This is a genomic window from Legionella anisa (assembly GCF_001467525.1).
Lineage (GTDB): Bacteria > Pseudomonadota > Gammaproteobacteria > Legionellales > Legionellaceae > Legionella > Legionella anisa.
In genome coordinates this window covers 1-16,654 of the sequence record NZ_LNXS01000046.1, presented here as the reverse complement: position 1 = coordinate 16,654, position 16,654 = coordinate 1, and the positions used below count along the sequence as shown (strand labels likewise).

The following is a 16,654-nucleotide window of genomic DNA, read 5'->3' as shown; positions in this document are numbered from 1 at the left end:
TTTTATTTATCCTTTAATGCTCCTTATTTGTTTCGGTAGTGCAAATGGTTTTACATCGAATCATGTCATCAATTTAGTCGTAGGATACAAAACGGTTTATTTTGCGGGCAAAGCGAGAAAAGCGATTGCCGTAAATAATCAAATTCCAGCGCCGACCTTGCATTTTAAAGAAGGGGATCGCGTGACCATTAATGTTGCCAATCATTTGGATAAAGGAACCGCCATTCATTGGCACGGGCTACTGGTACCTTGGCAAATGGATGGGGTTGAAGGCGTCACCCAAAGAGAAATTCCACCGGGCAGTTCATTTCGCTACCAATTTACCTTAGAGCAATCGGGGACTTATTGGTATCATGCGCATGCAGGATTACAAGAGCAGCAAGGTTTGTATGGTGCTTTTTTGATTGATCCACCTATGCCACCCAAATATCATTACACGAAAGATTACGTGGTTGTTTTGTCGGACTGGAGTAATACTAAGCCTGAGCAAATTCTCGCGAACCTCAAAAAAGATGGAGGCTACTATGGGCCTCGATTTCCCTTACAGCCTTCGCTTGTAAAATTTATCCACGATTACCGCAAAGCCTCGAAAGAGGAGCGCCAAAAACTGCTGGATGACTACAAAATGATGCAGCAAATGCGCATGAGTATTTATGACATCAATGATGTCGCCTATGACGCATTTTTATTAAATGGACATCCCAAATCAAATCCTTGGACTACGCCAGTAAAAGTCGGTGATACGGTACGATTACGTTTTATTGGGGCAGGCGGGAACACCATCTTTCGCGTTAAAATACCCGGTACCACGATGCAGATGGTGCATGTCCAAGGCAATGATGTAAAACCTTATACTATTAATGATTTTACCATTGCGCCAGGAGAAACCTATGATGTACTGGTAAACATACAAAAAAATGAACCCTATATTATCTATGCTGAATCAAGAGATACAGTGGGTGCTGCTTATGGTGCTTTAATCACCAAGTCACAGCAGCTGGTGAATTACAAACAGGTTGCTCCATTCCCAGAACCCTTACCAGTCACCAGAGAAATGATGTCTCTGATGATGGGAAAGATGAATGAGGGTTCATTACCGATGACGATGAAATCATCCAGTAAAGTAAAGAACGCCTCCATGAAGATGGATTCCAACATGAAAATGGATTCCAATATGAAAATGACGATGCCTACCGAGCCATCAATTATAGGAGATGCTATAGATGCACCTAATTCCTCCTACAAGACTTCAGTGGACACGAAATATCAACCAATGAGCGCGGTGGTAAAAACCAATGATCCCAATAAACCTATAGCTGGTGTGATTAACATGGAGCTCTTTGGCTATATGGATCGCTTTATTTGGATGATTAATGGAGTACCTGAATACAAAGCAAAACCCATCCCTTTAGAGCCCGGTAAACGCTACCGGATTGTTTTTACCAATACCTCAATGATGTACCACCCCATGCATATTCATGGCCATTGGTTTATTTTACGTAAAGGATGGGATGCGTACGATCCTCTATTACATACACTAAGCGTCCCACCTGGAGCGACGATGACCGCGGACATTGACACCGATGCCAGTGGACAATGGTTTTTTCACTGTCATTTGCTGTACCACATGATGGCTGGCATGGCACGTTCTTTTCAATATTCAAGCTTAATTGCTATTACCCAAGATAAAGCCAAGCCTCAGGATATCGTGAAACAAACTGCCTATCTCAATCGGCCTATTGTACGAGTGGATGAAGTACGCCCCATTGATTTATCGCTTGTGAAACATCCCATGGGCCATCATGCAGGATTTTGGCTTGCCACCTTTTTAGATATTGGCGCCGATCCCTTTCATAACGCCCAACGGCTCAATTATAAAGGGTTGTATGGTTATGATTATAACAAATTGGAGTTATTTGTTAATGATGCATAGCTTTATAAAGGGAATGTAGAAAATGCGGATATTGATATTTTTTATTGGCACTTAATCAGTCAGTTTTGGGCCATTAAAGGTGGAGCCAATTACTTTAATAAACCGGCTGTGACACCCTATTGGCAACCAGGATTAGGTATTGAAGGGTTGATGCCCTACTACATTGATACCGATGTGAGGACCTATTATTACCGCAGTAGTGTTAAATTGGATGTGGAACTCTCACGCGACACGCAAATCACCAATAACTTTTTGATACGAGTAGGGGCGCGCAGTATTTTGGCTTCTAAGACGGTTACAAAGGCGGAAATTGGAAGTGGTTTAAACCAAATGCGCTACATTGTCAGACCTTATTACCGGCTCATGCCTGGTTTGAATGCATTTATTGAATACGAACATGAGCAAGATTATGGAACATTTAAAGCAATACAAAGTAGTGCGGGCGATCCCACCACGGTGAATACAGTAACTTTCGGTCTTGTTGCATTATTTTGATGGTTATTTTGCAAATGAGGGTATTTGATGGTGGTACTGTGATGTTACCCAAGCGTTGAAACCATGATTTCTAATTGATTTATGTATTTTGCTTACAAGGAGTATAAAATGACCGTTCTTAGGAGATTTAGAATACTAATCATTTTAATTGGATTAATCGGCGTGACGGGTGCATTAAGCTCATGCAGCACCTTGGCGAAGCAGAGTTCTCAAGAGACAGAAGAAGGATATGGTGGACACAGTGGCGGACATGGTGGGCATGGAGGTGGTGGCCATTAAAACGACCTAAAGGAGATTGAGATCGTAATGAATCACAATCCATGAATGTCTCTGCTGTTATTTGGTGTTTCACAGCAATTCATAAAAGGAATTGATGATGAGTGCTCAGCAACAAGTAACGAGCTCCGATCAAAAAAGGGAAGCGCAGAAGGTAGCGGATTTATTGGCAGATGTTGCGAAGTGTCATCAGCATCAAATCGGTAGCCCCAACAAAGGTTTAGACAAGGATGTTGAATTGGATGATGAATACAGTGTGATTCGTTCAATCAATTAACTTTTTGAGCATTCATTCCTTAACTTAATCTCAGCTCTCGGTGCTATAATTAAATGATGACCTTATAAGAAACAAGGGATTGTTATGTTGCATTTTTTCGAACAACAAATGGCCTATTGTGTGGATTCATGGCAACGAAGTATTCTTTTTTTAGATGTTTTACGAGAAAGAGCAAATAATTTATTAGATCGTGAGCAAGAAGGTTTACCTCTTCTTCTTAATTTTAATTATGAAGTGCTGTTGGATGCGCGTACTTTTAAATCACCTGTAAATTATGCATTACTTAAAATTACAGCGGTTGGTGAGTGTTGTCTCGAAGAATGTCTGGATGAAAAAAAAGCGACCCATTCTCATCATTGATCCGCGGGCAGGCCATGGTCCTGGCATTGGCGGATTAAAACGAGATTCAGAGGTTGGGGTTGCGATGAAGGAAGGCCATCCTGTTTATTTTGCCTCATTTTTCCAGACCCTTGCCCAGGGCAAGATATTCTCGATGTGTTGCATGCGTTACGCCCCTTCTACAAACTGATAGCGTTCATCTTTGCTTGAGGCAACGGTAAAGGCAATCGCTTGGCTTCCGTTTAAAAATGATTCCATTTGTTCAATGGTCTTTAAATTATCTAACTTCATGGTCGTATTCATCCTGTGTAGGCTTGTCCATACTCATTTCATTTTGGAAAACTCTAATTCTTTGTTTTTAATTGGTGCTGTGATAACATTAGCCCCTAATATTTGGAGCAATTTTTGAGCTAGAAAACAAAACCCTTAGCAGTTAGAGGGCCTAAGGACTAAATGATGTGTAAAGGATTTATTTTTTGGTTGATGTTACCTGTTGTAGCTTTTACCTTCTCTGCTAACACCTTTGCCTCTGAATTTACATCCGAACAAAAAGTCACTCAAACACTTGCTGAGAAATCTAATGATCAATTTAAAACAGCTACGTCAAAAGCCTCAGGAAAGGCTATCTATTATAAAGCCTGTATTGCATGCCATGGTGCTAACGGTAAGGGAACAGCACCTTCTTTTCCTGATTTCACAAAGAAAGGAGGAGTATTATCCAAACCAACCAGTGTTTTGTTCAATAATATCAAACAGGGAATTGGCAACATGCCGGCTAAAGGAGGGTATCCCTCTTTAACTGATGAGGAGATACAAACCACTCTGAATTACATTGAAAGCACTTTTTCCTCTGAATCAACCTTAACGTCTACTCTTGAACAAAATGTCACACAAATCCCCCCATGGAAATCCAAGGGACAATTAAATAAAACGGCTGAGTCAAAATTTTTAGGAGAGGTTATCTATCATAAAACCTGTGTGGCCTGCCATGGTGCTGATGGTAAAGGGACTGCTCCTTCTTTTCCTGATTTTACAAAGAAAGGAGGAGCATTATCCAAACCAACCAGTGTTTTGTTCTATAACATCAAACAAGGTATAGGCAGTATGCCAGCTAAGGGAGGGTATCCTGCTTTAACCGATGAGGACATACAAGCTTCTTTGGATTACATTGAAAGCACTTTTGCCCCAGAATCCATCCCTGAACAGCAAAACACACAAACGCAAGAAATTCAACTGATGAGGCAGCAACTCAAAGAGTTAACTCAGAAGGTTGCAGCTCTGGAATCAACAAAATCCAAGGAACAGATAGCACAGACAAACCAGCAGAACACCAATCAAAAGTTAACTAACTCAAAGGCTCTGAATAAAAACAGTGAGCAAGTTAATTTAACAGGAAAGGTTATCTATCAAAAATCCTGTAGTGCATGCCATGGTGCTAACGGCAAAGGAATAGCCCCCTCTATTCCAGATTTTTCAAAAAAAGGAGGTGTATTATCCCAACCCTCAAATATCTTACTTAATAATATCAAACAGGGAATTGGCAGCATGCCAGCTAAGGGTGGGGATAGTGCTTTAACCGATCAGGATTTAAAAGATGTTCTGGATTACATTAAAAATACGTTTCCCGCTGAACAAAAAGGAATGACTACACAACCAACAACTCCAGTAAAGACTCAGGTTAAAAATACGAATCAAGCTAATACAATAAAAACACCTTATTTCTGGCCAAATCCTGATATCTCAGGCCTTATCACTGGAGCAGCTAGTGCAGGATACAGTATTCCAAACAATCACAGTGGGCGTTTCGATATACTTAATTTTACCCCAATGTTTCTTTTCAGATATAAAGATTTATTATTCCTGCATTCAGATGTGGATTTTTCACTAGATGATGATGGTGTCACTAATGTGGAATTGGACACTCTTAATCTTAATTTATTTCTAAATGATTATGCTGTTTTCGGAATAGGCGAGTTTGAGAGTCCGCTTGGTTATTTTACGCAAAATCTATCCCCTTCATGGGTCAACAGACTGCCAACAGCTCCTGCTGGCTTTCATAGTAATGAAGCAGCGCCGCAATCGCAACTTGGAGCACAACTTCGAGGTGGTTTCTATTTTCTATCCAGTTTAAAAGTGAACTATATTACCTTTGTTGCTAATGGTCCACGCGCTTTTGCAGATACAACAACTGGATTAATTGACTACATATCTACTGCTAGCTTCCCTAATAATTATGGAAATTTCATCGGTGGCGGAAGAATCGGTATTCTTCCAATACCTGAGTTAGAAATAGGATTTTCTGGTGCTGGAGGAAAACTGGCACTTTTTGATGTCAATACAAACATGATCCTTGGTGAAATTGGGCGTGATTATTCATCTCTAGGAGCAGATTTGTCTTTTAAATGGAAAGACTGGGATTTTAGAGCTGAAGTAATTCAGCAACAGATTGGTCCTCAGGTAACGAGCTTATTTCCTCAAAAAGAATGCTGGAAAGCCTGGTATCTTCAGGCAGCGTACTGGATCCCTGCAACAAAATTTCAACCAATAGTACGTTGGGGAGGTTATACTTCACCTGTTTCAAGTCAAAGCCTACATCAAGTTGCTCTTGGGGTGGATTATTGGGTGGCACCCAGTATTGCAGTTCAGGCTGCCTATGAAATCAATAGGGGGGAACCTTTTACAGAGAGCAATAATAATCTATTCCTGATTCAATTAGTGTTTGGATTTTAAAAATGAGGGGCAAACTGATGCTAAATCGTTTTTGGATAAACTTAGTTTTTATACTTATAGGAATTATATTTAATGGGATTTCCATGAGTTATGCCAGTAAACTTATTTCAGCATCAAACAGTCAAAATATGAATGGCCCCAAGCTATGGGCAAATAATTGCATGCGTTGTCATAATTCACGAGCACCAACCGAATACACACCTAATCAATGGAACACGATCATGCTGCATATGCGTATTCAAGGAGGATTAACAAAGCAGGAGTCAAAAGAGATTCTGGCCTATTTAACTGAAGCATCTCTTTCTGAATTTACAACGGGAACGTCTACAAATACCTCGAGCTCAAATCAACAAGGTACCCAATCAAACGAACAGACCACATCAACTCAAGAGACCACAGAAGAAAAGTCCTCAGGAATAACGGTGTACCAAAAAAACTGCAGTACATGCCATGGTGCTAATGGCAAGGGGATTACCTCTTCAATTCCAGATTTTACAAAGAAAGGAGGGGTGCTATCCCAATCGCCCAGTGTCTTGCTTAATAATATAACCAATGGAATTGGAAGCATGCCTGCCAAGGGTGGGAACTCTTCTTTAACTGATCAGGATTTGCAAGCTGTCCTGGATTATATTGAGAATACTTTTGCTAGATGAGGAGAATACATGCGCAAGATAGGGGGCATTGCACTAGTTTTTCTGATTATAATAACGGTTTTTGCAGGGAGTATTTATTATCGGATCAGTAAGAAAATGGAAAATGCAATTCCATCCTATGAGCATCCAGTCAATTTCCCCAAATACCCGAAATTGAATTTACAGGGAAAAACCACAAAGGAAATAGAACAAATTAATCGTGGAGAATACCTTGTAAAGGTAGGGGACTGCATTACTTGCCATACAAATACATTGGAAAATGGTAAATCATTTGCAGGAGGCTTACCAATAGAAACACCCTATGGGGTTATTTATTCGTCAAACATTACTCCTGATAAAAAAACAGGAATAGGACAATGGACGGACGCAGATTTCATTAAGGCGATGAGAGAAGGTATTTCACCTGACAACTCTTATTACTACCCTGCATTTCCATTTCTCTATTTCAACAAAATACCCACAGAAGATTTATTGGCAATTAAAGTTTATTTGAATAGTATTCCAGTAGTTGAGCAACCCAACCGAAGCAATGAAATGATTTGGCCATTCGGATGGCGATTTATTCAGCTTGGCTGGCGGATCTTATTTTTTAATCCTAATAACACAGGTCCTTATACAATTAATTCCGAAAAATCCTTTGAATGGAATCGTGGTAACTATTTAGTAGAAGGATTAGGGCATTGTGGCATGTGTCATACCCCTTCTTATTATTTATTCGATAAAAATCTTGTTCTTGCGGCACCTATACGCAAATATAATTTGGCCGGTGGCAGTGCAGAGGGCTATATAGCTCCTGATATTACTCATTCAGCACTTGATGACGTTCCAGAAAAAGAACTCATGAAAACATTTACTGAATATCAGTTATTAGGTGGTGGAACAATGCATGGTCCTATGGTTGAGGCCGTGCATAATAGCTTGATTTATTTTTCTGACACTGATTTATTATCCATCATTACTTATTTAAAAAGTGTACGTAGTGATACAGCTCCTAAGCCAGTACTTAAAAATATTAGCTTGGGAGAAACTCTTTATAAACAACATTGTTCTGTTTGTCATAACATGGGGATCAATGGTTCACCTAAATTAGGCGATTCTGCCAGTTGGAATGCACTGATAAAAACTGGAATTAATAAACTGTATGATGTTTCTATTAGAGGTAATGCAATAATGCCTGCAAAAGGAGGATGTGCCAGTTGTACTACTGAGGATATTAAAGCTGCAGTTAATTACATGGTTGAAAAATCAGTTAAGTAAAGCGCAAGATGCAGGTGTTCTTGTAACATTTTAAGGGGCGGGGTTTGGATGAAAGTAATTAATTCCATTATTAATTTTGATTGTTTGATTTTGATATTATTGTAATAAATTCAATAGATTGCATGCCCTTCTTTGGACTGACTAACTGATTTTGCAATGGAACTAAAAATGGTTTATAATTTACTGATTCACTGAAATTTTTCAAAAGGCTGCACGGCATGAAATCTCGGTATACGTTCGGCTAAATACACCTACTACAGAATTAGTAATAGCTCAGTCCCTATGAGCTGTTTTATTAACTCATGGCAGCTTCTGGAGAGCATAAAAAGGCGGCTTGAATGCACACTCCACTTTTTTATGCTCGTCCAGAAGACGAACCAAACAAATTGTCTCGACACTGTCGCGACAATTTAAATTTTTAAAAACAGTAAGGTAGCAGTTGTGATAAAAATTTCTAAAATTGAATCAAGCACTATCGAGCCTGAAGCATTAGCTTTCGGACCTATTGAATGTATGAAGAGCCATTTTGATGATTCCATTCCTGCCGACTACTTCTTAGTGACACCGGACGTTGAAACAGATGAAGATTGTTAAAGAACAATTAGGACGCGATGGCTTTTCACGAATGTATTGTAATTTGGGAACTGTGATAGTGATATCTCGTTGTCCTCAATGCGGATCCAAGGATATTTTTGAGGATTTTTGAGCTATTTGACCCTCCGGTTTTGGATGGGTTCTACTTGGCACTTGGCGCTCTGCTTCCCCAATTTTGGCCATGGCTTTCAGTACATCAAGGCGCGCGACGGTTTTTTTGTTTTGCAATACGTCCAGAAATAGGGAGGGCTTGACTAAAACCTGCACTGCGTGAATATTCCCCCTTCATCATTAAATAAGTGATCGCCGTTGTTTGAGAAATTCAGACTTGGATTGGGGCCAAAGACCCGCTTGTATTAAACGGGCTTTGGCAATCGCCACATTGTAGCGAGCCACTTTTAAATCTTTGTTATCCGCTAAAGCAATTTGGGTTACTTCCTGAAGAGTCCATGCCGTAGTTAAACAAGAATACAGCAACAGAAGTACCACCCAACAAGAAAAAAGCCAAACCCTATTGTTTTCCATAACCGTAAGACTTAAAAATGACTATTGCTTTGTTTTGCATTGGTAGGCTCTCCCCACCATCCAATGGTCCGCCACCAAATCATTTTTGGGGTTACCTTCATAAGTTTGCTGATGTTCGTTAACGAAAAGCGTATTTGCCCCTAAAAGGGCGGCTTTGTTTCTTAGGATATTCAGCTCATCCTGAATTAAATGCTCATGGGGCTGATAAGATTGGCTCATGCCATTGCGATCGTACTCCCTCACTTCCCCTAAAAACGTGCATTTTTTTGAGGGTTTTTCTGACTTAAGAAGGATTACTTTCTCGCCTTCTGGCGTGAGTTTGGCATTGTAAGAACAACCAATAAGAACAGCAGGAACGATGAATATTAGTGCGCGTTTCATTAGAGAGTGGGTCATAACTTAATACCTTCTTTTTTATTATTCTTTATTTCAGTATCTACTATCCCATAGGATTAAACAAGACTGGTAAATAAAGACTTAAACGATAGCCAACATAGAAAAATGACTTGATATGAAACAAATGGGCTGCTGTTATGAGATGACACACCTGGTGTACAGTAACATGTTATTTGGCAATCTGCTTGATGCAAGAAACGATGTGATTGGTGAGAATTCAGCATTTGTGCGTGATGGTATCTTACGTCATTTGGAGTTTCTAAAACCTTTTGAGACACACATTGTTTCGGCCAATGAAGAACGGATGATGGCACTGCATGCCATGTCACTACTTAAATACTAAACTGGAATTGGAAGCCTATGAGGAATAAAAAAGGACTGATTATTGGCATTGCCAATGAACACTCAATTGCCTGGGGTTGTGCCAAAGTATTGCATGAGGCCAATTGCAAATTAGCCATCACGTATCAGAATGAGAAAGCCAAGAGTTATGCTCAGCCTCTAGCAGAACAGGTTTCAGCATCCATTTTCATGCCTCTTGATGTGACGGATAAAGTCCAATTCGATGCATTATTCCAAAGGATAAAAGAGCGCTGGGGTCAGCTTGATTTTGTCATTCTTGCCATTGCTTTTGCGCCAAAAGCGGATTTACAAGGTCGGGTTGTCGATTGCTCCAAAGAGGGATTTATGGTGGCAATAGATGTTTCTTGTCATTCTCTTATTCGATTGGCAAAAGCAGCTGAGCCACTGATGGTCAATGGAGGAAGTATCATGACCATGAGTTATTATGGTGCAGAAAGAGTCGTTAAAAATTACAACCTCATGGGGCCAGTTAAGGCTGCTTTAGAAACTTCAGTTCGTTATCTTGCTATGGAACTTGGGAGCAAAAAGATTCGGGTCAATGCCATTTCTCCGGGGCCAATCAGAACGCGCGCGGCATCAGGGTTGGTCGATTTTGATAATCTGATGGAGAAGGCAGCTAATGAAGCACCCTTGCATCAGCTGGTGACCATAGAGGCGATTGGTGAGACGGTGGCGTTTTGGTGTCGGATAAAGCCGCTTCCATTACGTGACAAATTCTCTATGTGGATGGCGGCTATAACATTAGGGGCTAATCAATAAAAAGTTATTTTATTTTCCAAGATGAATTTAAGTGACTACATGTATTGCCCACCGTTGATATCAAAATTGGCGCCAGTAATAAAGCCACTTTGCTCATCGGCCAGAAAAGCAACAGCGCGAGCAATTTCTTCGGGCATGCCTAAGCGTCCGACAGGAATTTGGGCAACAATCGCTTCTAAAATATCGTCTTTCATGGAAGCGAGCATCTCTGTACTGATGTAGCCAGGGGAGATAGTATTTACAGTAATTCCTTTCTTAGCCACCTCTTGTGCGAGACTGTTATTGAATCCATACAGTGCCGATTTACTGGCAGCATAATTACATTGGCCAAATTGGCCTTTGCGCCCATTAACGGAAGAAATGGTGATAATGCGTCCATAACCATTATCCAACATATTTGATAATATATTTTTCGTCATGTTAAAGACACTAGTTAAATTAGCATGGATAACATCCTGCCATTGTTCAGGGGCCATCTTTTTCAAGGTGGTATCATTGGTGATGCCGGCGTTGTTGACTAGAGCGTCGATTTTGCCGTATTTTTCTAACACCAATTCTGTTAGTTTTTCGCAATCATTGAAGGAAGAAATATCCGCGTAAGCAATGTCGATATCAAATCCTTGATGGGCTTGTTTTTTCTGCCATTCTCTTGCCAAATCATGATTGCCGTGTTTGAAATAGCAAGCAATGACTTGATAGTCTAATCTTTGCATTTCTTGGCATATGGCGGTACCAATGCCCCCTGTGCCACCGGTAACTAAAGCAACTCGTTTGTTCACTTTTTTCCTCCTTGATTATGGTTACGCGTAAAATAGGTTGCAATCAGAGCTGTATTTGCAGAAAGACAAAATGATGGTCTTTATATTATTTAATTACTTCAACCTCTTCTGCCTGAAGTCCTTTCTGTCCTTTGCCCATTTTAAAATGAACGGTTGCCCCATCAGGAAGCGTTTTAAAGCCGCTATTTTGAATCGCACTAAAGTGGACAAAGTAATCGTTACCATTGCTTTCAATAAAGCCAAACCCCTTATCTTTGTTAAACCATTTTACTTTGCCTTGAATTTTGTTAGTCATCATTTTGATTGATTTCCTTATCATTTGAGTGCTATATAGTGTCATGCGATGACACTATATATGTCAATAGCCAGTATTTTAACTCAGCAACTCGCGGCTTTGTTTAAGTTATGAGGCTTTAATCCACTAACAGGAGTCATAAATTTGGGGGTTATTGACAGCCTATTCTCCATTGAGTGAGTCAGAGGGCTTCACTTCTATCTTTTTCAATGAAACAACTTTATCACACTGGATCTCAATTGTATTTGTTATAGGTTTCGAGACACCCCAACATCTTATTCGGCTCCCATTTTTATTGATGTATAGAACATGAATAACTAAATTTTTCCCATAAATATTATCTATTTTTATATTTTGAGCATCATTTGTTTTTGTTAGAAGTCTTCCTATTGACCGTCCATTACGATGGAACTCTATTAATAGCTCCGTGTTTGATAATGACACACTTTTCACTTTGGAGTCTTTGTGGTATTTGATGCAATAGGACTCTATATTTGCATAGGCATTTAATGCCATGAAAGATAAGATGGTTATTAAAATAATTTTAAAAAATCCATTTGATTGAGTTTCAAATAATTTGATTTGCTCTCTATTCCCCATATTGTTCTCCTCTCTCAGCATCGCATGCTCTATCGTCAAAGTCGCTCCAAATCAAATCGGAATGTATTTATATCTATTGCTCGCTACTCTCATGAATATTAGTATAGGTAATACTGCATTAATAAAAAATATGACGTCTCATTATCGAAAATAGATTTTTTCTTGAGGTCGTTGAGAATTTGGTTGATTGCCTGAGCGCTAATATAAGGCTTCATTCGATGAAATAAGCCCCTTAAAGATAGCCATATTTTTCAACATGGCCACCCCGTTTATTTTACTACTTTCGTCCTTCAAACGATTTTATACAGAATTATACCTATTTATAACAACAAATAAGTATAAACTTGTATAAGTAAGTATAAATTTAAAATATATACAAAACTTAATTATACCAATGCATGTATACTTGTCTCTATATGGATCCCATAACGGGTGGTGTTGATGCGGCTCAGTGGATAGTTGATTAATAACCGATACTTATTTTTATGGTTTCTTATTTATCTAATTGCATGGTGTAGCTTTTTAGGCTATGATTGAAGCTTAGTTGGCTTCAATATAAAAATCATGATTGATACTTCAATATTGTTTTCTGAGTACCGGCGGCGTGTGCTAGCGCTTTTATTGCTTCATCCTGATGAGCGTTATCATGTCCGAGAGATTGCACGGCTAACGAATACCACTGCAGGTACACTTCATCGAGAACTATCCAAGCTTGCTCAATCTAAAGTTCTTCTACGCGAGCAGAGCGGCAATCAAGTTTACTATCAAGCAAATCGTAATTTTTCCATTTATACGGAGCTTGCTAGCATTTTAAAAAAAACCTCTGGTTTGGTGGGTGTGTTGTTTGATTTTTTAGCGCCATTAGCTGAAAAAATTGAAGTGGCTTTTGTTTTTGGTTCGGTGGCCAAAGGAACTGAAAACCTGGGAAGTGATATTGATGTGCTTATTATTGGTGAGATTGATTTTACAGAAGTGGTTGCGGCTCTTTATGCTGCTCAAACGAGTTTAGGCCGAGAAATTAACCCCAAAATATATTCCAGGGAACAATGGAAAGCATCTTTACAAAAACAAGACCTTTTCATTCAGGAGATTTTAAATAATCCCAAACTATTTATTATGGGAGCTCTGCATGACCTTGGATAACTTAATTGGCATCAGCCTGGAAAAAATACCGTCTCATTCAGATACAATAAAACGACTTTTGCATGCGGCTGAACGTAATATTGTGGATTCAAAAATTGACTTAGTCAGCGCAGAGAATCGCTTTGATGCGGCTTATAAAGCAATTATGCAAATAGCAAATGCAGCACTTCAATCTCATGGATATCGAACCTTGACTTCTAAACCAGGACATCATCAAACGATGATTCAGTTATTGCCCCAGACTTTAGGTATTGATAAAAAAACAGTAATTATATTGGACGCTATGCGTAAACAACGCAATATTGCGGATTATTCTGGCGATATTATTCCTGAGAGTGCAGTAATAGTTTGTATCGCTCAAGCAGAAACATTGTTAAATGATTTTAAAAAATGGCTGAGTGTTAATGATGGAAAACAACCGTGACGTAAAGCAACAACTCAATGAATGTCTTGATTTACTAACACAGATTTTAGGCGCAGATCTTTTGGGTGTTTATCTTTATGGTTCTTTCCTTGTAGGTGGTTTGCAAAAATACAGTGACATTGATTTATTCGTTCTGATCAATCGTGCCATAACCTCAAAAGAAAAGAAGGAGTTGACTACCCATCTTCTCCAAATATCAGGCATTTACATGAAAAGTAAAAATGACCCTTGTGGAAAGGGCAGCAATTAATCCTTGGTATTATCGCCCTCTGTTTGATTTTCAAAACGGTGAATGGCTTCATCCATCATTTGAAATGGGAAATTTTGAACCATGGCCTGGTCGTGAAATGCCCGATCTTGCGCTGATTATCACCCAAATCTTATTGAAGAATCATACGTTGCTGGGTCAAAGACCTGAACATCTATTAGCCCCTGTCCCATATAGCGACTTTATAAAGCCATGCTTCATGATCTTGAGAGACTTTCAGCTGGGCTTGAGCATGATATTCGAAATGTATTACTAACCTATGCACGGATTTGGAGTACGTTAGAAACTAATCAGATTCGATCTAAACCTGATGCAGCCGATTGGGTGATTGAGCGTTTACCTAAAATGTACCAACCTGTGATGAACAGAGCTAAATAGGCTATTTAAGGGGTTGTAATTCGCTTTTGCCCCATTCCTGTAATTAAAGCCATTGGTGGGGAATTAAGCACTCATTCTTTAACTTAATCTCAGGATCTCGGTGCTATAATCAAATGATAATCTTATAAGAAACAAGGGATTGTTATGCTGCATTTTTTCGAACAACAAATGGCCTATTGTGTGGATTCATGGCAAAGAAGTATTCTTTTTTTAGATGCTTTACGAGAAAGAGCAAATAATTTGTTAGATCGTGAGCAAGAAGGATTACCTCTTCTTCTTAATTTTAATTATGAAGTGCTGTTGGATGCGCGTACTTTTAAATCACCTGTAAATTATGCATTACTTAAAATTACAGCGGTTGGTGAGTGTTGTCTCGAAGAATGTCTGGATGAAAAAAAGCGACCCATTCTCATCATTGATCCGCGGGCAGGCCATGGTCCTGGCATTGGCGGATTAAAACGAGATTCAGAGGTTGGGGTTGCGATGAAGGAAGGACATCCTGTTTATTTTGCCTCATTTTTCCCAGACCCGTGCCCGGAGCAAGATATTCTCGATGTAGTGCATGCCTTACACCAGTTTGTTGAAGACATTTCAAAACGTCATGGCGGTATGATGCCCGTACTTTATGGTAATTGCCAAGCGGGATGGTTGATTGCATTGCTGTCTTCAGATTGTGTGGGTCTTGCAGGACCTGCAGTATTAAATGGCTCACCACTGTCGTATTGGGCCGGTGGCGATGACATTAATCCGATGCGATTAACCGGTGGATTATGGGGCGGTAGTTGGATCGTGCATTGGTTGGCTGACATCAATAACGGCATTTTTGATGGGGCTTGGTTGGTCCAAAATTTTGAAAATCTTAATCCTGCCAATACCCTATGGGAGAAAAATTACAAGCTCTTTTTTGAAATAGATACCGAGCGCGAACGTTTTCTCGAGTTTGAACGCTGGTGGACGAGTTATTTTCAATTCAATCGCAAAGAAATTATTTCCACGGTTGAAAATTTATTCATCGGCGACCAGCTCGAAAAAGGACTCTTTCGGGTGTGTAAAGGGTGTCATGCCGATTTGAAACGAATTCGAAATCCTATGCTCATTTTTGCTTCAAGTGGGGATAATATTACACCACCCCATCAGGCACTGTATTGGATTTATACTGCCTACAAAACGACAAAAGCGCTTAAAGAGGCAAAACAGCGCATTGTTTATCTGCTTAATCCTCATGTGGGACATCTTGGTATTTTTGTTTCCGCCAATGTGGTTCGCTTTGAGCATCGAGCTATTCTTGAAAGCATCGAGGATTTAGAACGATTAAAACCTGGGCTTTATGAAATGAAAATTTCTAATGCCTCAAACGATCCCAATTGTCATAAGCCGCAATACACAGTCTCTTTTGAAGAGCGCCGGGTTGAAGATCTTCATCAAAAATATCATGATGCACCCAAGGCATTTGAAAACGTAGAAAAGGTCTCAGAACTTAACCAGGTTTTTTATGAAACCTGGATTAGGCCTTGGTTGCTTGAAGTGTACACCCCATTAAATGGTCAGCAGTCCTTCTTGAAGTGGCTTCACCCCATGCGAGTCAAGAATTATCTGTTTTCAGAGCGTATCAGCATACCAATGGCCATGCTGCCCCTATTAGCCAGTTGGGTTCAAGCCAATCGTCAACCGGTTGATGCGAACAATGGGTTTAAAGAACTGGGGCATGCGTACAGTAACTCCATTGCCGCTACTTTGGATTCGTACAAACAAATCCGCGATCACCAGCTGTCACTTCTCTTTAATTATATTTACGGTGAATAATGCTGCTGTTAATGTGATTGGGTAGCATTTGAGCATGAGGGGACTATTGAAGATAATCTGCAAGGGATCCAAAAGAAAATTATTAATTTTGGCCGCTAATGCCGTTATTCTTCATATCGTGGCCAATATGACCGTTGTGATTAATGAGATGAAAGTAGGTGGTTATAAAATTTCTCCTGAAATGCTCAACGCATTATCGCCTTATCACACAAGTCATCTTAATCGGTTTGGCGTATTTCCTCTAACAGGAAATAGGGAGAAATTGAGAGTGGGGTTTAAATTGCAATAGACCTCTTTCCAAACCCTAATTTTTGCACTCGTAGTTATAAATGCCAGAGATCAAATTAAACCTCAATCCGAATCGTTT

General features: G+C 39.6%; 21 protein-coding genes and 3 pseudogenes. 18 read left to right on the top strand and 6 right to left on the bottom strand.

What is annotated here, in order from left to right; genetic code table 11:
- Window positions 1–16 precede the first annotated feature (16 nt).
- From Lani_RS14735 to Lani_RS21195, 5 genes and pseudogenes are all read left to right on the top strand, one after another.
- Window positions 17–2,428, top strand: a pseudogene (locus Lani_RS14735) (multicopper oxidase domain-containing protein).
- A gap of 108 nt (window positions 2,429–2,536) precedes the next feature.
- Entirely contained in the window at window positions 2,537–2,707 is a 171-nt protein-coding gene (locus Lani_RS20510) for a hypothetical protein (RefSeq protein WP_167344755.1), read from the top strand.
- Between the two features lie 97 nt (window positions 2,708–2,804).
- Window positions 2,805–2,981 (top strand): hypothetical protein, encoded by a 177-nt coding sequence (locus tag Lani_RS20280; RefSeq protein WP_193393262.1) that lies wholly within the window; start codon window positions 2,805–2,807, stop codon window positions 2,979–2,981.
- An 84-nt stretch (window positions 2,982–3,065) separates the two neighbouring features.
- On the top strand, window positions 3,066–3,341 hold the full coding sequence (locus Lani_RS20660) for a DUF3141 domain-containing protein (RefSeq protein ID WP_058388631.1): 276 nt from the start codon (window positions 3,066–3,068) through the stop codon (window positions 3,339–3,341).
- Complete coding sequence (locus Lani_RS21195) at window positions 3,256–3,510, top strand: DUF3141 domain-containing protein (RefSeq protein ID WP_420795182.1); 255 nt, start codon at window positions 3,256–3,258, stop codon at window positions 3,508–3,510. The genes Lani_RS20660 and Lani_RS21195 overlap by 86 nt, the downstream gene beginning before the upstream one ends.
- Here the strand turns inward: Lani_RS21195 and Lani_RS21045 are convergent.
- Window positions 3,489–3,611, bottom strand: a complete 123-nt coding sequence (locus Lani_RS21045; RefSeq protein WP_263291255.1) for a hypothetical protein — start codon at window positions 3,609–3,611, stop codon at window positions 3,489–3,491. The genes Lani_RS21195 and Lani_RS21045 overlap by 22 nt on opposite strands.
- Before the next feature lie 162 nt (window positions 3,612–3,773).
- Between Lani_RS21045 and Lani_RS14720 the strand changes: the two genes are divergently transcribed.
- The 4 genes from Lani_RS14720 (at window position 3,774) to Lani_RS20275 (ending at window position 8,554) form a co-directional block, all read left to right on the top strand.
- A complete protein-coding gene (locus tag Lani_RS14720; RefSeq protein ID WP_082654126.1) occupies window positions 3,774–6,050 on the top strand; it encodes a c-type cytochrome in 2,277 nt (758 codons plus the stop codon).
- A 17-nt stretch (window positions 6,051–6,067) separates the two neighbouring features.
- Window positions 6,068–6,703, top strand: coding sequence for a c-type cytochrome (locus Lani_RS14715; RefSeq protein WP_161496363.1), 636 nt, complete (start codon window positions 6,068–6,070; stop codon window positions 6,701–6,703).
- A gap of 9 nt (window positions 6,704–6,712) precedes the next feature.
- Complete coding sequence (locus tag Lani_RS14710; RefSeq protein ID WP_058388628.1) at window positions 6,713–7,960, top strand: c-type cytochrome; 1,248 nt, start codon at window positions 6,713–6,715, stop codon at window positions 7,958–7,960.
- 441 nt (window positions 7,961–8,401) lie between these two features.
- Entirely contained in the window at window positions 8,402–8,554 is a 153-nt protein-coding gene (locus Lani_RS20275; protein ID WP_156415169.1) for a hypothetical protein, read from the top strand.
- Window positions 8,555–8,695: 141 nt separating this feature from the next.
- On the opposite strand, the pseudogene Lani_RS19850 reads toward Lani_RS20275, so the two are convergent.
- A pseudogene (locus Lani_RS19850) lies at window positions 8,696–9,079 on the bottom strand (TolC family protein); the annotation flags it as partial.
- 21 nt (window positions 9,080–9,100) lie between these two features.
- Complete coding sequence (locus Lani_RS14695) at window positions 9,101–9,475, bottom strand: DUF4156 domain-containing protein (protein WP_058388625.1); 375 nt, start codon at window positions 9,473–9,475, stop codon at window positions 9,101–9,103.
- A gap of 115 nt (window positions 9,476–9,590) precedes the next feature.
- Between Lani_RS14695 and Lani_RS20870 the strand changes: the two genes are divergently transcribed.
- Window positions 9,591–9,818, top strand: coding sequence for a hypothetical protein (locus Lani_RS20870; protein WP_223499680.1), 228 nt, complete (start codon window positions 9,591–9,593; stop codon window positions 9,816–9,818).
- Between the two features lie 17 nt (window positions 9,819–9,835).
- Window positions 9,836–10,548 (top strand): annotated as a pseudogene (gene fabI / locus Lani_RS14690) (enoyl-ACP reductase FabI).
- Between the two features lie 84 nt (window positions 10,549–10,632).
- Here the strand turns inward: fabI and phbB are convergent.
- From phbB to Lani_RS14675, 3 genes are all read right to left on the bottom strand, one after another.
- Window positions 10,633–11,376, bottom strand: coding sequence for an acetoacetyl-CoA reductase (gene phbB, locus Lani_RS14685; RefSeq protein WP_058388624.1), 744 nt, complete (start codon window positions 11,374–11,376; stop codon window positions 10,633–10,635).
- 85 nt (window positions 11,377–11,461) lie between these two features.
- Complete coding sequence (locus Lani_RS14680) at window positions 11,462–11,671, bottom strand: cold-shock protein (RefSeq protein ID WP_058388689.1); 210 nt, start codon at window positions 11,669–11,671, stop codon at window positions 11,462–11,464.
- Between the two features lie 162 nt (window positions 11,672–11,833).
- On the bottom strand, window positions 11,834–12,271 hold the full coding sequence (locus tag Lani_RS14675) for a hypothetical protein (RefSeq protein ID WP_058388623.1): 438 nt from the start codon (window positions 12,269–12,271) through the stop codon (window positions 11,834–11,836).
- Between the two features lie 564 nt (window positions 12,272–12,835).
- Here Lani_RS14675 and Lani_RS14670 point away from each other — a divergent pair.
- The 7 genes from Lani_RS14670 (at window position 12,836) to Lani_RS14650 (ending at window position 16,576) form a co-directional block, all read left to right on the top strand.
- Window positions 12,836–13,414, top strand: a complete 579-nt coding sequence (locus Lani_RS14670; RefSeq protein ID WP_058388622.1) for a nucleotidyltransferase domain-containing protein — start codon at window positions 12,836–12,838, stop codon at window positions 13,412–13,414.
- Window positions 13,401–13,838 (top strand): hypothetical protein, encoded by a 438-nt coding sequence (locus tag Lani_RS14665; RefSeq protein ID WP_058388621.1) that lies wholly within the window; start codon window positions 13,401–13,403, stop codon window positions 13,836–13,838. Before Lani_RS14670 ends, Lani_RS14665 begins: the two co-directional genes overlap by 14 nt.
- Complete coding sequence (locus tag Lani_RS20865) at window positions 13,819–14,088, top strand: nucleotidyltransferase domain-containing protein (RefSeq protein WP_223499682.1); 270 nt, start codon at window positions 13,819–13,821, stop codon at window positions 14,086–14,088. Before Lani_RS14665 ends, Lani_RS20865 begins: the two co-directional genes overlap by 20 nt.
- A complete protein-coding gene (locus Lani_RS20860; RefSeq protein WP_223499695.1) occupies window positions 14,060–14,362 on the top strand; it encodes a hypothetical protein in 303 nt (100 codons plus the stop codon). The genes Lani_RS20865 and Lani_RS20860 overlap by 29 nt, the downstream gene beginning before the upstream one ends.
- On the top strand, window positions 14,299–14,484 hold the full coding sequence (locus Lani_RS20855) for an aminoglycoside adenylyltransferase domain-containing protein (RefSeq protein ID WP_223499684.1): 186 nt from the start codon (window positions 14,299–14,301) through the stop codon (window positions 14,482–14,484). Before Lani_RS20860 ends, Lani_RS20855 begins: the two co-directional genes overlap by 64 nt.
- Window positions 14,485–14,628: 144 nt before the next feature.
- On the top strand, window positions 14,629–16,287 hold the full coding sequence (locus Lani_RS14655) for a DUF3141 domain-containing protein (RefSeq protein WP_082654125.1): 1,659 nt from the start codon (window positions 14,629–14,631) through the stop codon (window positions 16,285–16,287).
- Between the two features lie 46 nt (window positions 16,288–16,333).
- Window positions 16,334–16,576: a Tn3 family transposase gene (locus Lani_RS14650; RefSeq protein ID WP_161496362.1), complete on the top strand. Its 243-nt coding sequence runs from the start codon at window positions 16,334–16,336 to the stop codon at window positions 16,574–16,576.
- Window positions 16,577–16,654 lie beyond the last annotated feature (78 nt).